The organism is Pseudomonas viridiflava (assembly GCF_003702045.1).
In the GTDB taxonomy this organism is placed as follows: Bacteria; Pseudomonadota; Gammaproteobacteria; order Pseudomonadales; family Pseudomonadaceae; genus Aquipseudomonas; species Aquipseudomonas viridiflava_C.
This window is the reverse complement of record NZ_RBTP01000019.1, coordinates 1-26,371: the sequence shown is the minus strand read 5'-3', so window position 1 is coordinate 26,371 and position 26,371 is coordinate 1. Positions and strand designations below refer to the sequence as shown.

The window sequence follows — 26,371 nt, the reverse complement described above, 5'->3', positions numbered from 1 at the left end:
GCCCCACCCTGTCTTCGACGCAGCGCTGTCGCGCAGCAAACACCGGACCGTGGGAGCGGACTTGTCCGCGAAAAGACCTGTATATCCGACGAATATTTATCGGCTGAAATACAGCATTCGCGGACAAGTCCGCTCCCACGAAGTTTGCAGAGCGACAGCGCTGCGTCGAAGACAGGGTGAGGCTGCCTTATAAAAGCGCTTCTTCGACGGATGACTGTCTCCCTTCACCTTGGCGGCTGCGTGCGTGGCCAGGACAGGCTGAAACAGGCCCCACCCAGGCTGCCACTGCGTCCGATCAGTGCGCGCCCTTCGTGCCAGTTGATAATGCGCCGTACGATCGACAGACCCAGCCCATGACCGCCCGAGGCGCGGGTGCGGCTGTCGTCGATGCGCATGAAGGGCGTGAATATCTGCTCCCATGCGTCTTCCGGCACGCCGGGGCCGTCGTCGTCCACGTCGATGCGGCAACGCTGCGCGCTCAATCGATAGCTGATGTACACCTGCGTTTCGGCATGGCGCATCGCGTTGCTGACCAGATTCTGCAGTGCCCGGTGCAGATAGCGCGGTTCAGCCTCCACCCACGCGCTTTCGCCCTCGGCAGCGGTCATGCATTCCCCTCGCGCCACCCGAACACCCGCGCGCAACGGCGCCAACTCGGCGATGACCTGATCGATCAGAGCATCCAGGTCGATGCGCTGGAAATTCAGGGTCGGTGCGCCCTGCTCCAGACGTGCGTAGGTCAGCATCTCATCCACCAACTTGTCCAGATCCTGAATGTCGCTGTCCATGCCACGCATGTACTTGAGGCGCGCCTCGGCAGTCGTTGCGTCACTGACCATTTCCAGACCGAACCGCAGTCGCGCCACCGGCGTGCGCAATTCGTGGGACACCGCCCGCACCAGTTCGCGCTGGATCATCAGCGAGCGTTGCAAATGCTCGGCCATGCTGTTGAACGCCGCCGCCAGTCGCCCCACCGAATCAGATCCCTCGGTCGGCACGCGGGTTTGCAGGCTGCCCTGGGCAATCAACGTGGCTGCCGCTTCCAGCGCCAGCACTCGACGTTCTAGACGCCGCACCAGCAAATACACCACCAGCCCGATGAAACACAGTCCCAGCAGGGCAATCAACACCAGCCATTGCAACGGATACGGATTCATCTGATACAGCGGGCCGATTTCCAGCACCCAGTTGGTGTCGACGATCCCGGCCAGCACGCGAATCGAGTCGCCGCCTTTGCCCAGCGCCATGACCGTGTCGCCTTCATAGATGCGACGACGCTGATCGTCATCCAGATCGGCCTGGTCCAGCGCCAGCAGGTGCATATCGAAACCGAAACCCTTATCGACCCGCAACGCCTGCAAACGCGCCGGTTGCTCATCGACCGGAAAACGCACCAGTTCATCGATCAACAGGTATATCGTCGCCCGCGCCAGTTGCTCGGTGATCTGCTGCACCTCACCGGTCAACAGCAGCGGTTCCTTATCGCTCAACTGTCGATAGACCTTGGCCGCATGCGGGCCGAGTTGTTCGACCACCACCTGCCCACGCGCCAGGCGACTGCGTGCGCTGCTGTCCAATTGCGCCTGCTCGACACGCTGCAGACTCAGCGGAATACCCAGCAAGCGCTCCCAGACCGCCAGCGCACGGCGACGCTCGACGTCGTTGAGGGCGATCAGGTTATCGGCCATCACCGTGAACGTGCCGTGGGCCAAACGCTCACGGTACTGTTCGCCACGCGCCTGATTGAGCACGTGCAGCGCCAGCATGCCGAGCAGCGCCACCAGCACCAGCACCCCCAACATGCCGCCATAGATACGTAAAAAGATCGAATTCATGAGGGGTCAGCCGCTGAATACGTGGCCGCTCATGTCCTGCGCGGCTTCAGGCACGAACAGGTAGCCTTTGCTGCGCACGGTCTTGATCAGACGCGGGTGGATGGGGTCGTCGCCAATCTTGGGGCGAATACGCGAGATGCGTACATCGATGGAGCGGTCCTGCCCGTCATACCCCACGCCGCGCAACGCGGTGAAGATTTCTTCACGGGACAGCGTGCGCCCGGCGTTGGCGACCAGCAGCCACAGCAGATCGAACTCGGCACCGGTCAGCTCGATGCTCTGTTCACGCAGCCAGGCCTCGCGCAGTGCGTTGTCCACCACCAGCGGCCCGAACACCAGCCTGCGCAGCTCGGCAGCAGGCACCTGGGGCGCTTCACTACGGCGCAGCAAGGCATGAATGCGCGCCAACAGAACGCGTGGATGCACCGGCTTGCAGACGAAATCGTCAGCACCGGTGTCCAGCCCCTGAACGTGATCGGTATCGTCGGTGCGCGCAGTGAGCATCAGGATCGGCCCGTCGTAGCGCTCACGCACCGTGCGGCAAATGCTGAAACCGTCTTCGCCGGGCAGCATCAGATCAAGGATCACCAGGTCCGGCTGCTCCTTAATGATGCGCGCTGCCGCCAGCGCGCCGTTGCCTTCGATGCTGACGTTCAAGCCGTTGTTCTGCAGGTAGTCGCAGGTCAGTTCCGCCAATCGCTGATCGTCTTCGACGATGAGCACCTGCCAGGTGTGTCGCTCCACAAACGGCTTCCTTTTGTTGTTATTGAATCGCGGATTCAGGCGTTACAACCCGATGGGCGAGTCTGGCGATTGTAGCAACCGCGCAGCAAAGCACACGACATGCCAGCCCACCCTTGCGGACGACTTTTTTTGTGATAGGGTTCGCGCCCGCAAAAATCCATTGCGGCCTTATGACATCTGTAAAACCCGGTGACAAACGGTCCGACGCAGCAGCCATGCGGCCTACACGCGATGTGGGCGTTTCATACACAAACTACACACAACTTTATCCACAGGTCGTACGTTGCAATTGATGTCCAAAACGCATTATCTTGTAGCCCGAGCTGCAGCGACACCCTACATGTAGGGTTTTCTGCAAAAGCTCCAGCACAACTCAAACGAGAAATTCAAGCACTTTTCTTGCGTTTGTGGGGTTGAACTTTAAGACGTATTCGGTAACCAAACCGCTCGCGCTCACACCCAGGCGACCCGGTACACGTCTTGCAACATAGAACACGCATGCTTCAGCAGATTTTCAAGGGATTGGGCACATGACCCAGTCCCTTTTTGACTTCAAAACCCGGAAGCGGTGAAACCCGCCTCCACCTCCGTTTTGGAGTCGTTGAGTCGCCCGCTTGGCGGCTCACTGTCGCAAAACGGAAAGGTGGGCAGCCATGCCCGAACAAACTTAAAGAACGTGGAGACACCCATGCAAACAGACACAACTCGCGAGAACTCGCCGACCACTGCGCCGTTGTCAGGCCAGGCCCAACAGGACCTGTCCGCAACCGCCCCTGGTCAACTGCGCGTGATCAAGCGTAACGGCACTGTCGTCGCCTACACCGATGACAAGATCACCGTCGCCATCACCAAGGCGTTTCTTGCAGTTGAGGGCGGCGCTGCTGCCGCCTCGTCGCGCATCCACGACACCGTTGCCCGCCTGACCGAACAGGTCACCGCCACGTTCAAACGTCGCATGCCTTCGGGCGGCACCATCCACATCGAAGAAATCCAGGACCAGGTCGAACTGGCCCTGATGCGTGCCGGCGAGCAGAAAGTGGCCCGCGACTACGTGATCTACCGCGACTCGCGCGCCAAAGAGCGTGCCGTTCGCGCACCGGAAGACGACGTTCAGGCTCACCCTTCGATCCGCATCACCCGTGCCGACGGCAGCTTTGCGCCGCTCGACATGGGCCGTCTGAACACCATCGTCACCGAAGCGTGCGAAGGTCTGGCTGAAGTCGACGCCGACCTGATCCAGAACGAAACCCTGAAGAACCTGTACGACGGCGTTGCGCTGAAAGACGTCAACACCGCACTGGTGATGACGGCCCGTACGCTGGTCGAGCGCGAGCCGAACTACTCGTTCGTGACCGCCCGCCTGCTGATGGACACCCTGCGTGCCGAAGGCCTGAGCTTCCTGCAAGTGGCCGAAAGCGCCACGCACCACGAGATGGCCGACCTGTACGCCAAGGCGCTGCCTGCCTATGTCGCTGCCGGTATCAAGTACGAGCTGCTCAACCCTGTGCTGGCCGAATTCGACCTCGAGAAGCTGGGCAAGGCGATCAACCACGAGCGCGATCAGCAGTTCACCTACCTGGGCCTGCAGACACTGTACGACCGTTACTTCATCCACAAGGATGGCGTGCGTTTCGAACTGCCGCAGATCTTCTTCATGCGCGTAGCGATGGGCCTTGCCATCGAAGAGAAAGCCCGTGAAGACCGCGCCATCGAGTTCTACAACCTGTTGTCGTCCTTCGACTACATGTCGTCGACCCCGACACTGTTCAACGCCGGCACCCTGCGTCCACAGCTGTCCAGCTGCTACCTGACCACCGTGCCGGATGACCTGTCGGGCATCTACCACGCGATCCACGACAACGCCATGCTGTCCAAATTCGCAGGCGGTCTGGGCAACGACTGGACGCCGGTTCGTGCGCTGGGCTCCTACATCAAGGGCACCAACGGTAAATCCCAAGGCGTCGTGCCGTTCCTGAAAGTGGTCAACGACACCGCTGTTGCGGTCAACCAGGGCGGCAAGCGCAAAGGCGCTGTCTGTGCCTACCTGGAAACCTGGCACATGGACATCGAAGAGTTCATCGAGCTGCGCAAGAACACCGGTGATGACCGCCGTCGTACCCACGACATGAACACCGCCAACTGGATCCCTGACCTGTTCATGAAGCGCGTCTTCGATGACGGCCCGTGGACCCTGTTCTCGCCATCCGAAGTACCGGACCTGCACGACCTGACCGGCAAAGCCTTCCAGGAGCGTTACGAGTACTACGAAGCGCTGACCGAATACCCAGGCAAGATCAAGCTGTTCAAGACCATCCAGGCCAAGGATCTGTGGCGCAAGATGCTCTCGATGCTGTTCGAAACCGGTCACCCTTGGCTGACGTTCAAAGACCCGTGCAACCTGCGCAGCCCGCAGCAGCACGTGGGCGTGGTTCACAGCTCGAACCTGTGCACCGAGATCACCCTGAACACCAACAAGGACGAGATCGCAGTCTGCAACCTGGGCTCGATCAACCTGCCGAATCACATCGTCAACGGCAAACTGGACACCGACAAGCTCAAGCGCACTGTCGACGTCGCCGTTCGCATGCTCGATAACGTGATTGACATCAACTACTACTCGGTGCCGCAGGCCAAGAACTCCAACCTGCGCCATCGTCCGGTCGGCCTGGGCATCATGGGCTTCCAGGACGCGCTGTACCTGCAGCACATTCCGTATGGTTCCGATGCTGCCGTGCAGTTCGCTGACAGCTCGATGGAAGCGGTCAGCTACTACGCCATCCAGGCGTCCTGCGACCTGGCTGACGAGCGCGGCGCTTACGAGACGTTCCAGGGTTCGCTGTGGTCCAAAGGCATCCTGCCGCTGGATTCGCAACAGATCCTGATCGAGCAGCGTGGCGAGAAGTACATCGACGTCGACCTGAAGGAAACCCTGGACTGGGCGCCGGTACGTGCCCGTGTGCAGAAAGGTATCCGTAACTCGAACATCATGGCCATCGCACCGACCGCCACCATCGCCAACATCACCGGCGTGTCGCAGTCGATCGAACCGACCTACCAGAACCTGTATGTGAAATCGAACCTGTCGGGCGAATTCACCGTGATCAACCCGTACCTGGTCCGCGACCTCAAGGCTCGCGATCTGTGGGACTCGGTCATGATCAACGACCTGAAGTACTACGACGGTTCGGTGCAACAGATCGAGCGCATCCCGCAAGAGCTCAAAGAGCTTTACGCGACGGCCTTTGAAGTGGACACCAAGTGGATCGTCGACGCGGCAAGTCGTCGTCAGAAGTGGATCGACCAGGCTCAGTCGCTGAACCTGTACATCGCTGGCGCATCGGGCAAGAAGCTGGACGTGACCTACCGCATGGCCTGGTACCGTGGTCTGAAAACCACTTACTACCTCCGCGCCCTGGCTGCGACCAGCACCGAGAAATCGACCGTCAACACCGGCAAGCTCAACGCCGTATCGAGCGGCGGCCACGGCCCGGACGACTCGGCCATCACCGCCCCACGCCCGACCGAAGCAGCACCGGCAGGTCCAGCACCGGTTCCAAAGGCGTGCGCCATTGACGAGCCGGATTGCGAGGCTTGCCAGTAAGGCAAACTCAGCCCGCTCTCACAGATGAAACCTCACCTGTGTGAGCGAGCTTGCTCGCGAAGAGGCCCGAAACCCAGGCCTCATTCCCAAGACCAAACGCAGCACCGTGGGAGCGGACTTGTCCGCGAAGAGGCCCGAAGCCCAAGCCACCACAACCGGGCTAATACATTCATGTTCCTTGCGCGAAACACACACGCAACCAACATACCCTTTAGATCCAACAGGTCAGCCCCACCGACTGACCCTCAAGCAGGAGATTTCACCATGCTGAGCTGGGACGAATTCGATAAAGAAGACGGCGAAGTAGTTGCCAAAGCCGCCAATGCCGGTCACGCCAACGAAGCCAACATGGACCGCCTCGACACGGCCGGTGGCGCTGCGGCTCAAGAAGCCCGTGCAGTCACCGCCAACGACTCCGCTGCCCTGATCCGCGCCAAGAAAGCGCTGGATGCACTGGACGTTGCCGAAGGCCTGGCTGAACTCGAAGGCGCCAGCGCTCGCGTTGCCGTTGACGAAAAAATGATGATCAACTGCCGCGCCGACCTGAACCAGCTCGTGCCGTTCAAATACGATTGGGCCTGGCAGAAGTACCTGGACGGTTGCGCAAACCACTGGATGCCGCAAGAAGTCAACATGACTGCCGACATCGCCCTCTGGAAAAACCCGGAAGGCCTGACCGACGACGAACGCCGCATCGTCATGCGCAACCTGGGCTTCTTCTCCACCGCCGACTCGCTGGTTGCCAACAACCTCGTACTGGCCGTGTACCGCCTGATCACCAACCCGGAATGCCGCCAGTACATCCTGCGCCAGGCGTTCGAAGAGGCGATCCACACCCACGCTTACCAGTACTGCATCGAATCGCTGGCGATGGATGAAGGCGAAATCTTCAACATGTACCACGAGATTCCATCGGTCGCGAAGAAAGCAGCCTGGGGCCTGAAGTACACCCGTTCGATCTCCGATCCGAAGTTCGAAACCGGCACCGTCGAGACCGACAAAGAACTGCTGCGCAACCTGATCGCTTACTACTGCGTTCTGGAAGGCATCTTCTTCTACTGCGGCTTCACCCAGATCCTGTCGATGGGGCGTCGCAACAAGATGACCGGCGTTGCCGAGCAGTTCCAGTACATCCTGCGCGACGAATCCATGCACCTGAACTTCGGCATCGACGTGATCAACCAGATCAAGATCGAAAACCCGCATCTGTGGGATGCCGAAATGAAAGAAGAAGCCACGCAGATGATCCTGCAAGGCACTCAGCTGGAAATCGAATACGCCCGTGACACCATGCCACGCGGCGTGCTGGGCATGAACGCGGCCATGATGGAGGACTACCTCAAATTCATCGCCAACCGTCGCCTGAGCCAGATCGGTTTGAAGGAAGAGTACCCAGGCACCACCAACCCGTTCCCGTGGATGAGCGAGATCATGGACTTGAAGAAAGAGAAGAACTTCTTCGAAACCCGCGTGATCGAGTATCAGACTGGCGGTGCGTTGAGCTGGGACTAAATAGCCAACCCTCACAGGTCACAAAGTACTGTCACGTCATCACGATGGCTGGGCACTTTAACTTCGGATTTGGCAAAGCCTGATTCTTTCAGGCTTCAGGGTTGCAACAAGGATCAACAGAAATAGCCACAACGCAGCGCCGACTCCGGGCTGCGTTGCACCCACTGGCTACAGGCCTCTGATGGCGAAGGACTGCACTCTCGTCAGAGAGAAGTGGGTACAGGAAACCGCCAGGTTCCAAACCAACGCCGCACCGGCATCGTTATTCGAGCGGGCATGAGTTTCAGCCCTTTGCTCAAGCCTCCATCCAGACTTGCTCGGCGAACATATACCCCATGAAACCGCCCAGCGGATTGGCGCCATAGCCCTTGATGCGCTGATCGACTCCGTCAATGTTGCTGATGAACACCGGTACGCCAATCCCACAATGATCGTGCACCAGTGTCTGCATGTCCGCGTACATTGTGCCGCGCTTGGCGTCATCGGTTTCAGCTCGGGCAAGGAGCAGCAATTGGTCGAACTGCTCATTCTTCCAGGCGGATTCGTTCCAGGGGGCATTCGATTTAAAGAACTGCGAAAACATCACGTCGGCGTTCGGCCGTGGGTTAATGTTGCCGAACGTCAGCGGGTGCTTGGTCCAATGATTGCTCCAGTAACCATCGCTTGGCATCCGGTTGACATCGAGCTTGAGCCCGGCCTGTTTCGCCGACTGTTGCAAAAGCAACGCAATTTCCACGGAACCGGTCGCAGCCGGCGACGCGAACAGCGGCATGCTGATGCTCTCCATGCCGGCCTTCTTCAGTAGAAATTTGCCTTTTTCCGGGTCGTAGGCTCGCTGCGGCAGCGCGGCATTGAAGTAACGCGCGCCGGGCGAAATAGGGTGATCGTTGCCGACCACGGCGAACCCCCTGAACACGGCGGATACGATCTGCTCACGGTCCAGCAGGTATTTCATCGCCAAGGTAAATTCCGGATTTTGACCCGGCATTTGATCCTGCCGGATGATCAGGTTGGTGTAGTTGCCCGAGGGTGATGAAACGACCCTGTGCGTGTTGCTGGCAGTGATACGTGAGGTGGAGCGCGGGTCGACTTCGATGGTGATATGCACATCGCCCGAGAGCAACGCGTTGATCCTTGAAGGTTCGTCGGCGATGCCGACGAATTCGATTTCATCAAGATAAGGCAAGCCCGGTTTCCAATAGTGGGTATTGCGCACGGCAATCGAGCGCACGCCGGGCTTGAATTCCTTGACCTTGAACGGTCCCGTGCCAATCCCCAGATTAAAGTCGGTGGTGCCTTCAGGCACGATCAGAAAATGCGACACCGCGAGAATCGACATCAGCTCGGCGTTCGGGCCACTGAGGCGGATCTGCACTTCGTTCTGGCCGACCGCCTTGATCTCGCTGAACTGCTCTGCCAGAGGCAGGACTTTGGAGCCGGAGAGTGGGTCTTTGTGCCGTAACAACGAAAACACGACGTCGGCCGCCGTCAGGGACTTGCCGTTGTGGAAAGTCACCTCTTTTCGCAGAGTGATCACCCAAAGCGTGGCATCGGTCGTCTCAAAGCGCTCAGCCAACTCCAGCTGCGGCACCATATGACTGTCGAAACGCGTCAGCCCGTTATAGAACATGAATTGCCGCGTGTAATCGGTAGCGCCGGAGCCCTTGGCGGGATCCAGCGTGTCGGCGGTGGAGCTGTTCATGCCGGCGACGCGGATCCGCCCGCCCGGTTTGCCTTTACCAGGTGCGGTGGCGTCATCGGCGAACAGCTTCCCGGCAGCGCCGAACAAACTACTGCTCCCAGCGGCTGCGACACCGGCGACCCCCAACATCTGCAACGTTCGACGCCGAGAGATATCACGATTCAGGCTTTCGAAGACGCGCATGCTTTCTTGGCCGCTGATTAGCTGGGAGTCGATTTCGGTATCGGTCATTTCAGTTGTACCTGTCGAAAATGAGGAAATAGAGCGTCCCGATTGAGCGGAACGTCCTTCAAACGCGAACGACGGTAATGCCAACATCAATGTAACTGGCGTGCAGCGTGGAAAAATTTGGGGCGCGGCTTAACGCACCAAGTCCTGAAACCGGTAATAGGCTCCCACTAACGGCAGAAACCACGGGTTGCCGAAATGCCCGGGGATTGCAGGCCACGTGAAGTCCCGCCACGGATTGAGGTCAGCGCGGCCATCAAGCACTTCAGCCATGATCGTGCCCATGTAGGTCGCCATATGGGTGCCGTGGCCGCTGTAGCCCATTGAGTAGAACAGCCCGTCGTGCTCACCGGCACGGGGCAGCCGGTCGCGAGTCATGTCCACCATGCCTCCCCAGCAGTAATCGATGCGCGTACCGCTTAGTTCAGGGAAGATATCGATCAGCGCTTTTTGCAGGATGACGCCACTTTTCATGTCGGATGCAGGGTTGGACGTAGCAAAGCGCGCACGGCCCCCGAACAACAGACGATTATCGGGAGTGATCCGAAAGTAGTTAACGAAGTTTTTCGTATCGGTGTACATGCGCCTGTTTGGCACGAGGCGGTCGAGTAATTCGACGGACAAGGGCTCGGTGACAATGATGAAGGCGCCCACGGGCACAATGCGTCGGCGAAACCAGGCCAGAGGTCCCACCGAGGACGTGCCGGTCGCCAGCAGCACCTGCTTGGCACGCACTCCGCCGCGTGATGTCTTTACGTGATGCACGGTGCCTGTCTGACGGAACAGGCCAAGCACCGGCGCATGCTCGTAAATACGCACGCCACGCCGGACGGCCGCCTCCGCAAGTCCCTGACCATAGCGGCCCACGTGCATACCGGCACTTTTACCGAAGAGCAGGCCACCAAAATAACGGTCTGAATCGACTTCACCGCTCAACTGCTCGCGAGTCAACATCGAGGTATCCGGATCGCATTCTTTTTCCATGAGCGCCTGGGAACGGGCCAGTTTGTCGAAGTGTTCAGGCTTTGCCGCCAGTTTGAGCTTGCCGACGCGCTTGAAGCTGCAGTCGATGCCCTCCTCTGCGATCAGTGACTCCACCTTACTGACGCCGGCGTCAAAGGCGCGATACAGCAGGTTCGCCCGCTCGCGCCCGATAGCGGTTGATAATGCATGGTAATCCTGTGCAAAACCGTTGTTACACATACCGCCATTGCGTCCGGAGGCTGCGTTGCCAACCAGCCCAGCCTCGAACACCGCAACCTTTGCACCCTTTTTGGCCAGCGCGATGGCGGCGGACAGGCCGGTAAACCCGGCGCCAACGATCGCCACGTCAACCTCGCCACTGGGTGCGTCACATTCACCTGCTGCAAACCTGGGAGCGGTATCCAGCCAGTAGGGCATCATTTTCATACGCAATTCCATCATCCGAGGGGTAAGCGAACCATTCGCGCCATGCAGGCTTTGCAGCGGTCGCCTGGGGTCAGCCGATCGACTGGTTGGACAGGGCAAGCAAACGCGCATCCGTTTCAGCAGAACCCGGCGGAGCGTGCGTGGTGCGCACCATAGGGGTCGCATGCCCCACGCAGGGCAAGCCGCTCTCGCTCAACCAGGGTGACAAGCCACTGTCTTCGGTCACGTCGATGCGAATGAAGCGGCCTCGATGAGCCTCAGCGAGTGCAGCGATAAGCGCTTTGGCATCCGGCACCGCCTCTGGCCCGCTGGCGACTACCGGACCGATGACCACACCGCGGCCCCATTCGCGCACACAACCGTAAGCCGACACGCCGTCACCGTGATCGACGACAAGGATGCTGCCGATTTCAAACAAGTGATTTAACAGTGCGCTGCGATCCCTGCCGGTGGCAGCCCTGTCCAGTTGCCGTACCGACTGCTGATCCTCAATCTGCATGAACCTGACAGGCGCCCCTTGAGCGACAAAATGAGACGTGTGCTCCAGCAGTGCCTGATGCTGATGAATCCGCCCGTGGGCGACGAACCCCAGGCGCGTGTAAAGCGCCAGGCCCTCTTGAGTGGAATTGAGCATCAGGGTTCGCTCGCCAGTGTGCTGCAGCAGACTGTCCATCAACGCGCGCCCGATGCCCTTGCCCTGCAGGGTTGAGGAAACAATGATCATCCCAACCGTGGCATGGCTCTCGCCTTGCGGCCACCACAATGCAGTGCCGACCAATTGGCCTTCTACCTCCACCGCGAGACCGGCGCCGAGTTCGAAGGCAAAGCGCCAGTCAAGCTCACGGTATGGCCACGCCAATGCAGATGAAAGACCGGCCGCCTGCGGTAAATGGTCAGCACGCAATGGCATCAGCTGAGGCACCGCCGGGTCCGCGGATGCGCAGTGCCGGGGCTCGGATGGGGCGTTCTGATCGGCGTGCTTCAACATAAGAAAGATTCCTTTGAGTCAAGCGGTGTGTACGTTCAGAACGCCGCAACCTTGCCTCAGGCGGACGATTGAAAGCGGACCTGGCGTGACCGCTTTCCTTCACAGGCGCATCAAGGGACTAGAGCCCAACCAACCCGGCCAGACCTCCGATATCCGGGATCTGGTGATAGCCAAAAGCGGCATTCGCCGGCTGTTCATGGCCACGGGCAACGAATGCCTTATGTTTGATCTTCATGTCATGGGCAGACATCAGGTCATAACGAAAACTTGAGGACACATGCAACACATCCTCCGGGCCACAACCCAGGTTATCGAGCATGAATTCGAATGCGGCCAGGCGTGGCTTGTAGGCTTGCGCCTGCTGGGCGGTAAAGACTCTATGGAAGGGCGCGCCGAGCTTGTCGACGTTGTGCATGATCTGCTCGTCCATTGCGTTGGAAAAAATCACCAAGGGGATCTTGCCGGCAATTTTTGAAAGTCCGGCGGGTACGTCAGCGTGCGGGCCCCATGTCGGTACCGCATCGTAGTACAGCTGGCCTTCTTCCCGATATTCAATCCCCCACCGCTTGCACGTGTGTGCCAGGGCCGTCTTGAGAATCTCGTCATAAGGCCGCCAGTCGCCCATCACCTGGTCCAGTCGATGGGCAGCGAAGTCCTTGATGAACTGATCCATCCGCTCGGCCGGAACGCGATCGGCAAAAAACTCGCGCGTCAACGCGGCTGTTTTGAAATTGGTCAACGTGCCGTAGCAGTCGAAGGTGATGTACTGGGGGCGAAGAAAGCTCATGAATGCCGTCCTGAATGAGTAGTGAGGTCGCAACGGGTCAAGCATTTACTCGGTACACACACAGGCTTGTCATGGATTTATTAGAACGCCATGACGCCATGTAAACCGATTGGAAATCACGTTTAAGCGGCACAAAATATCGTTTGGCTAGCCTGCTCCGGCAGACTTTACCGACGCAGCCGACGTGTACTTTTTACAACGCGTTGAAAGCGCTCTCGAGGGCGTCAAGCAGCCGCCCTACCTCCCTTTCAGACCATATCAAGGGTGGGCGAATTTTCAGGATGCTTGCGTCCGGTCCTGTGGCGGAAATGAGCACACGGTTTTCACGCAAATGGTTAACCAGCCGAAGTGCGGTTTTCATGTCCGGGGTTTTGCTAGCTCGATCTGTGACCAACTCGACAGCGAAGTACATGCCTGTACCTCGCACATCGCCAATTTGCTCATACCGTGTGGCCAGGTCTCTGAGACCTGCCAGGATCAGTCCCCCAATGCGACTGGCATTAAGCATGAGCTGCCCTTGCTGGATGACGTCGAGGGTTGCCTGGGCGGCGGCGATGGCGACGCTGTTACCACCAAAGGTGTTGAAATAACGCATGTCGCGCCCAAAACTCGCAACCACATGCGGGCGCACCATTAACCCGGCAACGGGGTAGCCGTTACCCATTGGCTTGCCCATAGTGATGATGTCCGCAGCCACACCGTGACGTTGATGGCCCCAAAAATGCGTGCCGCTGCGGCCAAATCCCGACTGAACCTCATCGGCAATAAACAAGCCACCGGCCTTGCGCACCACATCGGCAACCGGCCCGAATATGTCCACCGGATCACAGAACAGGCCATCGGACGAAAACAGGCAGTCGGCAATGAATGCAGCTACCCCGCCGCCATGACGCTGAATATCCTGAATCTGTGCAGAAACCTGATCGGCCATATAGCGGCCCAAGGCTTCACGCGGGATACGGTAAGAATCCGGTGCGGGCACGCGACGCACATAGGGATCGAGTTTGGCATTGGCCCCAAGCGACGGTGAGAAAGCGGCCACAGTGGCCGAGTTGCCGTGATAGGCCTCAGCAGTGACGATGACGCCGGTATTCCCGGTATGGTGGCGCGCAATGCGGATTGCCAGATCGTTGGCTTCCGAACCGCTGCAGGTAAACATCATCTGGCCGTCGGCCGCCATCTCACCGTCTGCGGTAGCGCGCAGTTGCTCGGCATAATCCAGGATCCCTTCCTGCATGTACCGGGTGTGGCTGCACAAGGTCGTCATTTGCTGGGTTATCGCGGCCACAACGCGCGGATGGCAATGCCCGACTGACACCACATTATTGTAGGCATCCAGGTACTCGTTACCGTCCTTGTCGTACAGGTAGGCACCCTCTGCCCGGACCACGCCAACAGGCTCGTTGTAGAACAACCGATAGCCGGGACCCAGAAGGTTGGTGCGTCGCTGTATATGCTCACGCGCCGCAACATCCAGGTGCTGAGTATGGGCAGGGTTGAAGCCATTAGGCATATCACCGCGGACAGCCTCGATTTTTGAATTACTCATTTGAATCCTCGCTCACAAGGATGAATCAATCGGAGAAGGGCATCAGAAGCTCTGACATGTGTGACGGTGAACGGCTAAGTATCCAGTCAAGCTGAGCCAGACCTGGAGCCGCATTTCTGAGGATGTAGGCACTGTTTTGCGGAAAAAGCTGCGACCTCCAGGTGGTTAGCAAGGCCCTGGCGATCAGACGCGCCATCGCCAGATGCGGGATAAGGGAGAGCTCTTCGGCAGTCAGATCGGCGACACGCAAATACCCCCTCAGAACATCGTTTGCCGGGGCGAAAATATCGACGTCGTTGCCTGCACCCACCACGCCCAACTGGTTCATCATGGCGGTGGATACATCAATGGCGATGGCCGTTTTAACGGTGTCACCGAAGTCGATAATGCCGCTGACGGACGTCGGGTTGTGCGGATCGACAACGATGTTTGAGGTATTGAAGTCGTTATGCAGCACCTGTTTTCGACAACCGGCAATCAAGCCCTCAATGTCCAGAAATCGATTGAGTGCCTTCTCCAGCAACTGTCGAAGCGCGAGCTCGGGCACATAACTCATCAAGGGTTCAAGCGTGCTCAAGTGCTGAACATCCCAGCACACTTTTCGAGACTCGCCCGGGTGGGAAAAACCGGCGGTGGCCAACCTGAGGCGTGCAAGCATTTCTCCGATGTGCTCGCGAACTTCAGCATTCGCACTGGTTTTATCCAAAGGCATACCCGGAAGAAAACTCATCAGCCTCACGTGCCTGACATCGCCATTGGCCGTCGTAATGCGCGTCAGGTACTCGCTCTCCAGCGACTGATACACCCTGGGGACCGGAAGCTCAGGGGCCGTATGCCCAATGTGACGCATGACTTCGATTTGCAACGAAAGCTCAACCGGCACCTCCTGGGGGTTGGAGATTTTAAGAACGCAGGATTTTCCGTCAGCACTGTCACATCGAAAGGTGTCGTCTTTTTCCGTAGAGAAACGCGTCAGATCGGCTTTGACTCCAAACCGATCCAGCAGAATTCGTCCGCCCTCCTCTAATGAAATCGGGGTAAAAGGGGCCGCCAGATCGCCCTGCAGTGCCGTAAGGCCGTCCTTATCCACACCTTTACGCGTCTTTCGCATCGCAGAACTCCAAGCCTTGGAAGGCCGTGTGTATCAGGCCTTTTACAGCCAAGATTGTGCTACAACTTTTAAAATTTAAACAAGTGAAATTGAAAACGGGGTCGAAAAACAGGCTTTAAAGCGACAAAATAGATCCTCAACTGACTGTATTTAAACGATAAAATTAAAATACTATTATTTTTGAACTACCATTTTTTGTTGAACAATTACCTGAATCACCCATAGCCTCACTGGTGCAACATCCTCACCACGTATTAGAATCGCCCTCAGCCGAGCCTCCACCCTGGTCTTGTATAAAATGAATTTCCTTAGCACGCACATTGAAGCCCCCGCCGCCAACCTATCGGCGGTAGAGGCGCTGGCTGCCAAGCTCAAAGCCAGGATCCTGAACGGTGATTTCGAGCCAGGTGAATTTCTGCGGGACGTTAAAATGGCAGAGGAGTACGAAGTGGCCCGCAACACGTTCCGCAGCGCGGCCCAATTGCTTGTTTCATTCGGCCTGTTGCTGAAAGTGCCACATCGCGGCTTTTGCATACCCGAGTTCGGGCCGAACGAAATCGTGGATATCGCCAGGTTGCGAGGGGTGCTGGAAACCGAAGCGGTGCGCATGATTATTTTGAGCGGCGTCATTCCACCTGATGCACTCAGGGCAGTAGAAAAACTGCGCCAGACCCCAGCGGATGCACCGCGTTCAGATGTTGTGGTTGCCGATGGAGATTTTCACCGGGCAATTATCCGTGCCAGCGGCAGCCCGCGATTACAGCGAAGCTACGCCATGCTGGAAAGTGAGATCGAACTTCTGCTGGTGCTCCAGCAACCCTGCTATGAAGACCCCAAGGATATCGTCGCTGACCATGAGCACTTGATAGAGTGTTTGCGAAGTCGGGATTTCGAGACAGCTCGTGCGGCTTTCGTCGAGCACTGGGACGACCTGAGTACGAAGCTGTTACGAGCGAACTTCGAGAGCAGGCGATAACCGTGGTTAGAAACCCGCGTGACCGGGTATCAGACTGGCACTGCGTTAAGCCGGGACTAAATCCTGCCCCCCTTGCCGCAGCATGAAACGGCCTGGCGACCCTGAAAATCGATTGAATGCCACGGGAATCGCAAGGGTCGACGTCGCAAAAGATGGGCTGGCAGGCTGGCGTCGATCTATTCATTAACATGCGGTGCGACGTCTACTTGAACGCTGAACGCTCTGATGGCATCGAAGGCAGTGTGATTACTCACACGAGCCGCGTTTCGGGGCCTCATGTTTCGCTCACGAATGGATAGCAAGTACGCACCTGTTTTTTTTCCAAGGCTAGCCTTTATGTGTGGAGGCAGTGACGCCTAGTCATGAACAGGATAATGGCGTTCAAGTTGCGTTCGAATATCGATACGCGTAACCTTGGGCACGTTTTCTAATCGAGTTAGATAACGATCAGGGCACACGGCATCATGCTGAGCCTGTCGACGCATCAGTACAGAGGTCACTGTTGATGAAGTTGACTTTCACTCGACTGCTTTAACCCTTCCAACTACCTTGCCTCGTTTTTTCAGGATGAAGCTTCAATAAAAGGATTTAAGTAGACAGGTATCAAAAAGGTCTTGACTGGCCAAACGACGAGAGCCCTCTCTCAGCGCCTCTGCGCTCGCGGCAATCGGTATTCTGCTTGAAAGAGATGCGAACTAGGCGCCTGTCATTGCGCAGCCTGCGTTCGAGCGCCGATGCCCACGGTGCGAATCCGACAGCGTCAAGTCGAATAGGTCCTCGTCATTTATAACTAATAAGCCATCAGAGCCCGACTTTTTCAAGAAACGAAGAGACTCTTCATGTCTCACACACTTACCCACCTCTGTATTCATGCGAGACTTTTCGCATGTAATGCGCACTGCCACGCTTCAGGTTATCAACAGGATTGTCGATGTTAGCCAGACACCGATTCTCGAAAGAGATCAAGGAACAGATCAAAGCGTTGTACAGGTATGACAACTATCACGGGCCTTTAGCGCTGTTACAGAACCTGTTCTGGATCAGTCTTGCGATCTATCTGGCCGAGGCCACGCCCTGGCTGTTGCCACTGATGATCCTGCTGATCGGCTCACGACAGCGGGCCCTTGCCACACTGCTTCACGAAGCAGCGCACGGGGCACTGTGCCGCAGTAGACGACTGGAAAATTTTCTGGGCACCTGGTGTTCCGGCTATTTGATTTTCCAGGGTTGGGCCAGCTACAAACGTTCCCATACTCTGGATCATCACCATAAGCTCGGCGACCCGGATCGCGACCCCGACTACCAGTATTATCGGCAATCCGGCGTATTCGAAGCACGCTCCACGTTCAGGTTCGCCTTTGAGCATCTGATAAAACCGATGCTGTTCATCAGCGCACCGGGGAGCCTGAAATATCTGCTGGTGAATCGGCTGATTCGCAGCCCCAGCAAGCGCGAACTGCTTTCAGTACTGGTGTGCCAAAGCCTGCTCGCACTGCTTCTGACGCTCATGTTTGGCATTAAGGGCTATCTGCTTTACTGGTTGCTGCCGTACTTGACCACTTTCCAGGCCTTGACCTGGTTTATAGAACTCGCCGAACATTACCCGATGATCGCCAAGGCGAACGTTGACCTGCATGCCACCCGCAACCGCTTCAGCCATCCTATCGAGCACTTTTTCACGGCCATGCATGGAGAGAATTTCCATTTGATTCACCATCTCTTTCCTGCCATCCCGCACTGGAAACTCAAGAAGGCGCACCGAATACTGCTGAGCGATCCAGCTTATGCCGCAGTGAATGCAGGCTTTGGCGGGATCTTCACATCCTCCAACTTCGCCCCGTCAATGTGGGCGAGCATCTTATCAAACGACAAACCAGCGACAGGGAACGTCATCAATGCAATCTAATTTCAGCAAAGGCGTCCTATTTGCGCTTTCCGCCGCAGCCCTTAACGCAACGATTGGCGTGCTCAGCAAAATACTCATGAGCAACGGTTTTACCTCGAGCAGCGTTGCAGTGGTCAAAACCATTCTGGGATGCATCCTGCTCTCGGTCGTACTGCTTTTCCTGAAACGCCCGACATCAGCGGCCAAATGGGGCCAGGCCGCGATCTGCGCGTTCCTTGGTATTTTCGTGCTGTTCCACTTCGAAACTTCGGCCTATAGACATTACGCCGCTGCGGGTGTGGTCGTGGTACTGATGGCCAGCGCTTCAATCTCGTCGATTATTCTGGGACGCCTGTTCCTGAAAGACGCCATTACTGCAAACGCTACCGTGGGGGCAGCACTTGCCATCTCCGGGATCGCAGTGATCTTCGGCGCTGACTTACAACAGGGATTCACCCTGGAAGGCGCAGCGCTCGCCTCTATCGCAGGCTGCGGCTACGGAGCATTTTCAGTTGCCATGAAAAAAATGGGTGTCTCAGGAGGACTGCACTTCACTCGGCAACTGTTGTTCTTTGGTAGCTTGTACCTGCTGATGCCCGCTGCTGCCGACGGATTCGTTATAGGCGAACTGTCCTCAATGACTATCGCTGCACTGCTGGCGCTGGCGGCACTGCCGACCATCCTCGGCTTTTTCTGCACCACCAAAGCCATCGAATACCTCAAACCCTCTCAAGTGCAAGCGCTTGAACTGACCGAGCCGCTATTCGCAGCACTGCTGGCGTTCGTAGCCCTTCATGAAGTTCCGCGTGAAAGCCTCTACCTGGGAGCGGCCCTGATCATCGTTGGCCTGTGCTTCTCCAACGAATTGATCCGCCTGGGCCACAAAGCGTCGATACGGGTGAGTGATTGAGGTTTTAACAGAGGTGTGCTCGCGTTTAATCCCACGCGGGCACTTCGCTTTTCAGCACCGATGCCATCTTGCCCAAATGCTCGCAGGCCCTGGGCACGTATTCCCGTGAAAGGCGTTCGATGCGCCGATAATTGAGAGGCTGCTCAGTGGCGCGGGCATAAAGTTTCAACGCTTCTGCTGCGTGCTTGAAATGCATGACCTCGGCGCTTGCGCAGTGAGCGCTCAAGAACGCGACAACCTGATTGGCATCGCCCGCAGGGTAACCGCGAACCTCTCGGAGCCACTGCTTCCACATCGGGGTCATGAGGTTGTATTCGCCTGTGCTGAACAACTCCGTCATGACCATCATTTCCAACGCTTCGATGAGGTTGGGTGCCAAGGGCCGGGCCTGCCCCACCCAACTGGAAAACTCATTAAAGGCCGGATCGAGAAAGCGGTCCTGAAGACGCCAATCATCGGAGCCGCAGATGGCAGAGGCCATGCGGTAATACAGTTTGGAATGGTGAGGATGCCCCTGCATTTCGCCAAGCCCGACGTCTTCGACGATGATTTCCCCGCAATGCCGGGCGGCGGCCAGCATCTGCAACTTGGCGTCGTCACTCAGCGATCGGGATTCCTGAAGAATGCGCACGATAATGCTGGAAACCGCGTGCGCAGCACTGTCTGGACTTCTCCAGCCACAAAAGAACGTGCAGAGTGAGGACTGGGTCCATTGATTGGACGTCATCTCCTCATACGTCTCGCAATAGGCATCAAGCTTGTCTGTATGAGCATGAAAGCCACTCAGCAGCGCATAGACCAGATGCCTGTCCTCGACATCGGTCAATGCATGATCGACGTAGGAAATGAAATGCCGCGTGAGTGGTTCCATGACCGCTTCCTTATCAACTAGAGAAACCAGGGTGTTGCATAGACGCAATGACCAGTTGTTAGTCGGTATAACCCGCCTTACTTGCCGAGCCTTGCCAAGGCTCATCCGAAAACATTATTTATCCTGCATCACTTCAGACATGAACTGCCCCAGACGCGTCAGTCCTTGAATGAGCGCTTCACGCCCTACGGCATAGCAAATTCTGATACACCCCGGCGCGCCACACCCCGAGCCTGAAACAACAGCGATGTGCGCCTCGGTCAATAACAGTTCAGTCAAATGGTCGACGTCGCGAATGACCACGCCCAGATACCGGCCACCCAACTGCCGCTCGACATTGATAAACAGATAAAACGCGCCCTCTGCCGGCGCGCAGGTTATGCCATTGACATAACTCAGGCAGATGAACGCGGCTTGCAACTGTTGATCGAGAAACGTATTCACTTCGCGAGTGAAGTTTGTGGAGTCACTGTTCAGCGTATTTAGCACGGCATACTGGGAAAGGGTGCTGGGGTTGGAGGTGGTATGGCCCTGCAGGTTGTGCATGGCGGCAACCACGTTGGCGGGAGCGCAGACGTAGCCCACCCGCCAGCCGGCAACGGAATGGCTTTTGGAAAACGAATCCACCAGCAGCGTCTGTTCCTTCAAGGCCGGGAACAGTGACACGATGTTGTGGTGTTCATGGGGCTGGCGGATCAGCTTGCGGTAGGACTCGTCGAACACCACCCAGAGCTTGTGATCGTAGGCAAGCCTTGCAATGAGCAGCAACTGCTCGCGCTGATACACCGTGCCCGTAGGGTTGTTGGGCGTGTTGATCACGATCATCCGGGTTCGCGGGGAAATCGCCTGCTCGACGGCTTTGCACGTCAGACGATAGTCGTCGGCTCGGGTGTCGACATAAACAGGCACGGCGCCAGCCAGCAGAATCTGTGCAGGAAAGGTTTCTCCATAAGGCGCGGGGACAACGACCTCATCGCCAGGGTTGAGTAACACCATCGCCGCGTTGAAAAGCGCTTGCCTGGCGCCGGCAGTCACCGCCACTTCACTGGCCACAAACGACACACCACAACGCTGACTGACGTCCTTCGCCAGCGCCTCGCGCACTGCAGGCATACCGATGGGCGAGGTATAACGGTTGTGCGCCCGCCGAATGGCATCGACAGCACCCGTTTTCATCGCCTCGCTGGCGTCGAACGATAATTCGCCATCAGCAAAGTTGATAACGTCGACGCCACTTTCTTTCAGCGCAGAAACTTTATTGCGGATATCGGACGTGCCAAGAGCACCCCATCCACGTACACGGCAGGCGAGCGATAGTTGAATTGCAGCGGGCGCGTTGTTATTCATGCTTATACCAGCCGAACGATCCAAGCAACCAAACAGGAACACCGTAAGTCAGTGAAACCCGGCAACGACGAATCTAATAGAGCGACCGTATGAACACTTGGCCCGCTTCATAGTTTGATGACACGTTACCGGGCGGGCCAATACTCTTTCTGTCGTTATTGATACTGAAAGCGAAACCGGGGTTACATGCTTAATGCACTGCCAGCGGCACCATCGCAGCCAATGACATGACCGCGACGGCGCACTTGCCTGCTTCCAGGCTGCCGAACGCCCTTGGCGGCTCAGTGCATCAGCCGCGCACAGTCCTTCATGACGTTGGACTTGCGACGCAAGTACTCGGAGAAAATACCCCGCGCCGCCGCAGGATCGATCTCGATCTGCGTCGCTTCGACAAACGCGGTGATCGCCGCAACGGCATGCGCAAAGTGATTACTTTCAGTGCCGCCGGTGTGTACCGTGACCCATGCGATTGTGGAGCGGACGCGGGAATCGGGGATGCCCATATCGCGCACGAACCATCGAGAGTAAAGCGGGTGCAACAACTCCACTTCGCCGTGGGTATACACCTCATGCACCAGCGTCGTCAGCAAGCCTTGCATCAAGTCGCGGTCGCGCAGGCGGCGCGTGTCGGTCCAGTCTTTGAACAGCTGCGCCGAGGGCAGGCAATTCTCTCTCAACAACCACTGATCATCGCCGCACAACGGCGTTGCCATGTTGTAGAACAGGTCTGCGTGCTGGATGTTGCCCAACGCACCCAAATCCTCATCGGTAATGCGTTGCAGGCTGCCGCAGGCGTTGTAGAGCTGCCGGGCAACCTTGTCGTCCTGCTCCGCGCGCGCCAGCAACGTCAGGCGGTTGGCCAAACCGGACACGCTGGCTGCCGAGTTATTGGTCTTCGACCAGCTCGCAAAGAACTTGCGCAGCACCACGGGCGAATGGTGACGCGACGTAAGCTGCGTAAAGGCATCCTCGATTGCCGTCAACGACTCTTCCTGCTCCCAGAACGCCTCGAACAAGGCATGCTTGAGTGCACTGGCGGGCATGTCGTTCAATACAGGCTCGATGATTTTCAACAGCTGACTTTGCTGCGCCACTACGTTACTCATGATCACCTCCTGTAACCGTTATTTTCAGATGACGAATCGGGCAAATGAATCGACTTGGCCTTTGCCGGTGCGGCGGCCAACCGAGGCTGATCAGGCTGGACGGGCTTCCAGCCACCCAAACCAATCAGTAACGAGAGCAGTTGCGACCCCATGATCAGCGCCACGCACCCTTGCCAACCCCAGTGACTCCAGACCACCGCCGGCACCACCGCGCCAAAACTGCCGCCCAGGTAATACGCCGTCAGGTACAGCCCGACCGCGCCGGATTTGTGGGGGCCAGCGGTTGCCGCAATAAACGCGTTGGCAGACGCCTGAGCGAGAAAAACCCCCGTCGAACTCAATGCCAGGCCCAGCACGATCAGCCATAACGACGGCATCAGCGTCAGGACCGAACCGGACACGCCGAGAAGCGCCGCTGCGGTCAAGAGCTCCGACTGCGGCCTGGACTTGCTCAGACGTCCGGCAATCGGGATCACCACCAACGCCAGCAGGAACACCGCATAAATGGCACCCAGCGCGGCGGCCCCCAGGTTGAACGGTGCCTGACCGAGATACAGACCGGCGTAGGTGAACATCGCCACTTGGGAAAACAGCACACAAAAACCGACACCGTAGGCGGCCAGCAACGGTTTGCGGCACAGCTCGCGATAGCTGCCCAAGCGAACGGGGGATGCCTTACGCGCCGCCACCGGCTCGTTGGGCATCAGGAGCTGAATGGCCAGCCCCACCACCAACCCCACCACGGCCAGCAACTCAAAGGCCTCGCGCCAGCCCACGTATTGGGTCATGGTTCCTGACACGAAACGCCCGGCAAAACCGCCCAGCACCGTGCCGGCCACATACAAACTGGTGATCTCGGTCACGGCCCCGCCTTTCCAGCGATCACCGATATAAGCCACACTGGTCGCGAAGACCACAGGTATCAACATGCCCTCAAGGAAGCGCCAGATCAGCAACTCGGCAAAACTGCCAGCCTGAGCAGCAAAGAGTGCCGGTATCGTCAGCATCATCGCCGCGACGACAATCACTGAGCGTTGCTCGAAGCGAAATGTCAGTCGGCTGACAAAGGGCGCGGTCATGGCAACCGCCAGGGTCGTGACGGTGATACTCCAACCGGCTTGCCTGGCGCTCACCTGGAAACTAAGGGCCAGTTCCTGAAGAATGCTCTGGGTCGAATAAAGATTAAGAAAGGCCGCACAACCACACAAAAAAAGCGCGACGCGAGCATGCTGCTTGCGCGAATCCATGAGACCTCTCGTTTTATCCTGACGGGTCTTTATAGAATGAGCAGCCTTGCGAACACCAATACCGAATTACGACCGATCGATACCCAAGGAACAGGATGCTCGACTTACGCAAGTTACGTTATTTTCTGACGGTTGCTGAAGAACTGCACTTCGGCCGCGCGGCATTGCGCCTGCACCTTGCACAGCCCCCGTTGACCCGACAGATCTCGGCGCTGGAAGCCGAACTGGGGTTTCGCCTGTTCGACCGCACCAGCCGCACCGTGACGCTGACCCCGCAAGGCCGTCATTTTCTGCCGTACGCCCGCGCAGTGCTGGATCAGGCCAGCCTGACAGAAGTCATCGCCAGCAAACTTGCGGCGGGCGAAGCCGGCCAATTGGTATTGGGTTACGCCAGCTCGATTGCGCTGTCAGACCTGTTCAGCCAGACCATCCAGGCCTTCGCCCAACGTTACCCTGAAGTGCAACTGACCCTGGTGGAAAGCGCCTCCAGCAGCCTGTACTCGAAAGTCGTGGACGGCCGCGTCGATGTCGGCCTCAGCCGCTTGCAGCCCGAACGTGAACAGACCGACGTGCAGGTGTTGTCACTGATGGAAGAACCCTTGGTAGCCGCCCTCGCCTGCGACAACCCGCTGGCCAGCCAGGAAGACGTGACGCTTCCCCAGCTTGCCACCTACCCCCTCATTCTATTCCCGGCGGACTACGGCTCCGGTCTCAACGAATCCATCCGCCACCTTTATCGCCAGCACGACCTGCCCGTCCACCCAGGCCCCTCCGGACGCCAGATCACCTCAATCATCGCCCTCGTCGCCGCCGGCCAGGGCGTCGCACTGGTGCCGGAATGCACCCGGACGCTGGCTAAAAAGGGCGTTGTCTATCGGCCGTTGAACGAGCCGGAAGCGTGCGTGCATTTGCTGATGCTGACCCGGACGCAGGGACGGTCGTTGTTGGTGGAGGCGTTTATGGGGGTGGTGGGTGAGGTTTTGGGGCGGGGGGTGTGAGCTAGTCGTTATGTCAGGTTGTGAGCGCTGACAGGTCTACCAAAGTGCTGCCGCTTAGAGGCACTGGTCTGCAATGGACACGTGAGCGGCCATAGCGCCAGCACAGCGCTCACATGACGCTGCGCACCTATGTCGCATCCCCTAACTCTAATAGCGTTATCAGTCAGATACGCACAGCACTATCACAATGATGAAAGCACTTAGCTTTTCTGAAGATGAATATCGGCAGGAAGGTTAGGCGACACCGACTCAACGCTCTGAATCCGCTAGCGTTCAAGACCGAGATCATCTCTTGTCACCGCCCCCCCAATGCCCAACATGAAACAGATTGTCATAGCTGGCAAGGCTATAGCATCATCCATTTCCTACAGAAAGCATGGAAAAGGACTACGCAGTGCTCAGCAAAAAACCGATCGCAAAACGCGCGGGAGCTTTCGCGTCTGACCAGTTAAAAATAGGGGACATTTATACTCGCGACGACCTGCGAAATCGCTTCCAGATCACAGCCTCAAGCCTTAACAACGGTATTTTCAAACCAGCTGCTTTCGACTCCGTATGGATCTTTGTTACTGAACATAAAACAGCAGATCGCACACAATACGAAGATGCCTTGATCGACAGTGTGCTTCACCTGGAAGGTCAACTCAAGGGAGGCACTGACTACCTGATTGAAGAACATATCGAACGAGACTTAGAACTGCTGGTATTTTACCGTAAGAAAAAGTATCAATATCCTGGGGCGGGGTTCTGCTACGAGGGACGTTTTAGTTATAAAACGAAAGAAGGCTCATCACCCACTAAATTTGTATTACACAGAACCAGTACCCTTCCCTATTCAATCACTGACATTAAAACCAAATTGGATCTTCAGGGCGAGTTTGACCCTGTCGACATCGTTGACGCTCGGGGACGAATATTTACCAACATTGTTCGTCGCCAAGGCCAAACTACCTTCCGTAAAAACCTGCTGAACGCCTATTCAGGTCAATGTGCTGTGACGGGTTGTAAAATCGAATCGTTGCTAGAGGCAGCGCATATCGTGCCTTATCTGGGAACGAGCACGAATGTAACGAGTAATGGTTTACTGCTGCGCACAGATATTCACACCCTATTCGACATCGGTCTGCTATGGATTGAACCGGAGACATTTCGAGTCAGGTTAGCTGCAGAGCTCATGACCAGTGAATATCAACAGTTCGAAGACACCCCTATCTCACTGCCCAATCTGCCGTGCGACGCGCCTAGTAAAAAAGCGCTACGATCACATTTCCTTTCGCTGCAATTGGTCTGCGAGTAGCGGATTGCCTACTCAGCAGCCCCACTCTATGCTTCTCCAGCGCCTAAGAAACGCATCCAAAAGTAGCGGCCTGATCGCTTCCGATAAATGCGGCTTTTGATACCTGCATGCCTTGGCTGCGCATCTTAAAATCACTGCTATGTCGGGAGCGGACCAATACATCTGGTAACGGCCAGCTTTAAAGGCCTGATCGGGCGATGGGGTGTTAAAGCGACAGAGTTATTCATAGACCATTTCTTGCTGCCCCCCTCAACCTGTCTCTTATAC

Annotated in this window: 19 protein-coding genes; 7 read left to right on the top strand and 12 right to left on the bottom strand. The window is 57.2% G+C overall.

Translation table 11 applies throughout. From position 1 onward, the window contains the following. Positions 1–224: 224 nt before the first annotated feature. A complete protein-coding gene (locus ALP40_RS07805; protein ID WP_122207734.1) occupies positions 225–1,835 on the bottom strand; it encodes an ATP-binding protein in 1,611 nt (536 codons plus the stop codon). 6 nt (positions 1,836–1,841) lie between these two features. Further along, complete coding sequence (locus ALP40_RS07800) at positions 1,842–2,579, bottom strand: response regulator transcription factor (protein ID WP_122207733.1); 738 nt, start codon at positions 2,577–2,579, stop codon at positions 1,842–1,844. A 688-nt stretch (positions 2,580–3,267) separates the two neighbouring features. Between ALP40_RS07800 and ALP40_RS07795 the strand changes: the two genes are divergently transcribed. Further along, a complete protein-coding gene (locus ALP40_RS07795) occupies positions 3,268–6,180 on the top strand; it encodes a ribonucleoside-diphosphate reductase subunit alpha (protein WP_122207732.1) in 2,913 nt (970 codons plus the stop codon). 264 nt (positions 6,181–6,444) lie between these two features. Then, the gene (locus tag ALP40_RS07790) at positions 6,445–7,692 is read left to right on the top strand and encodes a ribonucleotide-diphosphate reductase subunit beta (protein ID WP_122207731.1); all 1,248 of its coding nucleotides are present in this window, start codon (positions 6,445–6,447) and stop codon (positions 7,690–7,692) included. A gap of 295 nt (positions 7,693–7,987) precedes the next feature. Here ALP40_RS07790 and ALP40_RS07785 read toward each other — a convergent pair whose 3' ends face one another. The 6 genes from ALP40_RS07785 to ALP40_RS07760 form a co-directional block, all read right to left on the bottom strand. After that, a complete protein-coding gene (locus ALP40_RS07785; RefSeq protein ID WP_122207730.1) occupies positions 7,988–9,625 on the bottom strand; it encodes an ABC transporter substrate-binding protein in 1,638 nt (545 codons plus the stop codon). Positions 9,626–9,754: 129 nt separating this feature from the next. Then, entirely contained in the window at positions 9,755–11,032 is a 1,278-nt protein-coding gene (locus ALP40_RS07780; RefSeq protein ID WP_122207729.1) for an FAD-binding oxidoreductase, read from the bottom strand. A 70-nt stretch (positions 11,033–11,102) separates the two neighbouring features. Continuing rightward, complete coding sequence (locus tag ALP40_RS07775; RefSeq protein WP_122207728.1) at positions 11,103–12,020, bottom strand: GNAT family N-acetyltransferase; 918 nt, start codon at positions 12,018–12,020, stop codon at positions 11,103–11,105. Between the two features lie 118 nt (positions 12,021–12,138). Beyond that, the gene (locus tag ALP40_RS07770) at positions 12,139–12,807 is read right to left on the bottom strand and encodes a haloacid dehalogenase type II (protein WP_122207727.1); all 669 of its coding nucleotides are present in this window, start codon (positions 12,805–12,807) and stop codon (positions 12,139–12,141) included. A gap of 193 nt (positions 12,808–13,000) precedes the next feature. Beyond that, on the bottom strand, positions 13,001–14,356 hold the full coding sequence (locus tag ALP40_RS07765) for an aspartate aminotransferase family protein (RefSeq protein WP_122207726.1): 1,356 nt from the start codon (positions 14,354–14,356) through the stop codon (positions 13,001–13,003). A 25-nt stretch (positions 14,357–14,381) separates the two neighbouring features. Then, a complete protein-coding gene (locus ALP40_RS07760; RefSeq protein WP_122207725.1) occupies positions 14,382–15,467 on the bottom strand; it encodes a phosphotransferase in 1,086 nt (361 codons plus the stop codon). A 298-nt stretch (positions 15,468–15,765) separates the two neighbouring features. On the opposite strand from ALP40_RS07760, the gene ALP40_RS07755 reads away from it, so the two are divergent. From ALP40_RS07755 to ALP40_RS07745, 3 genes are all read left to right on the top strand, one after another. Continuing rightward, entirely contained in the window at positions 15,766–16,443 is a 678-nt protein-coding gene (locus tag ALP40_RS07755) for a GntR family transcriptional regulator (RefSeq protein ID WP_122207724.1), read from the top strand. Between the two features lie 931 nt (positions 16,444–17,374). Next, positions 17,375–18,349: a guanitoxin biosynthesis L-arginine gamma (S) hydroxylase gene (gene gntB / locus ALP40_RS07750; protein WP_122207723.1), complete on the top strand. Its 975-nt coding sequence runs from the start codon at positions 17,375–17,377 to the stop codon at positions 18,347–18,349. Beyond that, positions 18,339–19,238, top strand: coding sequence for a DMT family transporter (locus ALP40_RS07745; protein ID WP_122207722.1), 900 nt, complete (start codon positions 18,339–18,341; stop codon positions 19,236–19,238). The genes gntB and ALP40_RS07745 overlap by 11 nt, the downstream gene beginning before the upstream one ends. Positions 19,239–19,263: 25 nt before the next feature. Here the strand turns inward: ALP40_RS07745 and ALP40_RS07740 are convergent, their stop codons facing one another. The 4 genes from ALP40_RS07740 to ALP40_RS07725 all read right to left on the bottom strand — a co-directional run bounded on the left by ALP40_RS07740 (position 19,264) and on the right by ALP40_RS07725 (position 23,809). Further along, positions 19,264–20,109, bottom strand: a complete 846-nt coding sequence (locus tag ALP40_RS07740; RefSeq protein ID WP_122207721.1) for a hypothetical protein — start codon at positions 20,107–20,109, stop codon at positions 19,264–19,266. A 114-nt stretch (positions 20,110–20,223) separates the two neighbouring features. Next, positions 20,224–21,456, bottom strand: coding sequence for an aminotransferase class I/II-fold pyridoxal phosphate-dependent enzyme (locus tag ALP40_RS07735; protein WP_122207720.1), 1,233 nt, complete (start codon positions 21,454–21,456; stop codon positions 20,224–20,226). A gap of 281 nt (positions 21,457–21,737) precedes the next feature. Next, positions 21,738–22,562, bottom strand: a complete 825-nt coding sequence (locus ALP40_RS07730; protein WP_122207719.1) for a hypothetical protein — start codon at positions 22,560–22,562, stop codon at positions 21,738–21,740. A gap of 2 nt (positions 22,563–22,564) precedes the next feature. Then, complete coding sequence (locus tag ALP40_RS07725; RefSeq protein WP_122207718.1) at positions 22,565–23,809, bottom strand: MFS transporter; 1,245 nt, start codon at positions 23,807–23,809, stop codon at positions 22,565–22,567. A gap of 95 nt (positions 23,810–23,904) precedes the next feature. Between ALP40_RS07725 and ALP40_RS07720 the strand changes: the two genes are divergently transcribed. Continuing rightward, positions 23,905–24,807: a LysR family transcriptional regulator gene (locus ALP40_RS07720; RefSeq protein WP_122207717.1), complete on the top strand. Its 903-nt coding sequence runs from the start codon at positions 23,905–23,907 to the stop codon at positions 24,805–24,807. A 394-nt stretch (positions 24,808–25,201) separates the two neighbouring features. Beyond that, positions 25,202–26,104, top strand: coding sequence for an HNH endonuclease (locus ALP40_RS07715; protein ID WP_259640689.1), 903 nt, complete (start codon positions 25,202–25,204; stop codon positions 26,102–26,104). Positions 26,105–26,371 lie beyond the last annotated feature (267 nt).

Excerpts from the sequence above, each read along its gene's own strand:
- ALP40_RS07775 (WP_122207728.1), bottom strand. The coding sequence starts at position 12,020 with ATGTTGAAGCACGCCGATCAGAACGCCCCATCCGAGCCCCGGCACTGC.
- ALP40_RS07790 (WP_122207731.1), top strand. The coding sequence starts at position 6,445 with ATGCTGAGCTGGGACGAATTCGATAAAGAAGACGGCGAAGTAGTTGCC.
- gntB (WP_122207723.1), top strand. The coding sequence starts at position 17,375 with ATGTTAGCCAGACACCGATTCTCGAAAGAGATCAAGGAACAGATCAAA.
- ALP40_RS07780 (WP_122207729.1), bottom strand. The coding sequence starts at position 11,032 with ATGAAAATGATGCCCTACTGGCTGGATACCGCTCCCAGGTTTGCAGCA.
- ALP40_RS07785 (WP_122207730.1), bottom strand. The coding sequence starts at position 9,625 with ATGACCGATACCGAAATCGACTCCCAGCTAATCAGCGGCCAAGAAAGC.
- ALP40_RS07735 (WP_122207720.1), bottom strand. The coding sequence starts at position 21,456 with ATGAATAACAACGCGCCCGCTGCAATTCAACTATCGCTCGCCTGCCGT.
- ALP40_RS07725 (WP_122207718.1), bottom strand. The coding sequence starts at position 23,809 with ATGGATTCGCGCAAGCAGCATGCTCGCGTCGCGCTTTTTTTGTGTGGT.
- ALP40_RS07805 (WP_122207734.1), bottom strand. The coding sequence starts at position 1,835 with ATGAATTCGATCTTTTTACGTATCTATGGCGGCATGTTGGGGGTGCTG.
- ALP40_RS07760 (WP_122207725.1), bottom strand. The coding sequence starts at position 15,467 with ATGCGAAAGACGCGTAAAGGTGTGGATAAGGACGGCCTTACGGCACTG.
- ALP40_RS07720 (WP_122207717.1), top strand. The coding sequence starts at position 23,905 with ATGCTCGACTTACGCAAGTTACGTTATTTTCTGACGGTTGCTGAAGAA.
- ALP40_RS07740 (WP_122207721.1), bottom strand. The coding sequence starts at position 20,109 with ATGGAACCACTCACGCGGCATTTCATTTCCTACGTCGATCATGCATTG.
- ALP40_RS07755 (WP_122207724.1), top strand. The coding sequence starts at position 15,766 with ATGAATTTCCTTAGCACGCACATTGAAGCCCCCGCCGCCAACCTATCG.
- ALP40_RS07730 (WP_122207719.1), bottom strand. The coding sequence starts at position 22,562 with ATGAGTAACGTAGTGGCGCAGCAAAGTCAGCTGTTGAAAATCATCGAG.
- ALP40_RS07765 (WP_122207726.1), bottom strand. The coding sequence starts at position 14,356 with ATGAGTAATTCAAAAATCGAGGCTGTCCGCGGTGATATGCCTAATGGC.
- ALP40_RS07795 (WP_122207732.1), top strand. The coding sequence starts at position 3,268 with ATGCAAACAGACACAACTCGCGAGAACTCGCCGACCACTGCGCCGTTG.
- ALP40_RS07745 (WP_122207722.1), top strand. The coding sequence starts at position 18,339 with ATGCAATCTAATTTCAGCAAAGGCGTCCTATTTGCGCTTTCCGCCGCA.
- ALP40_RS07770 (WP_122207727.1), bottom strand. The coding sequence starts at position 12,807 with ATGAGCTTTCTTCGCCCCCAGTACATCACCTTCGACTGCTACGGCACG.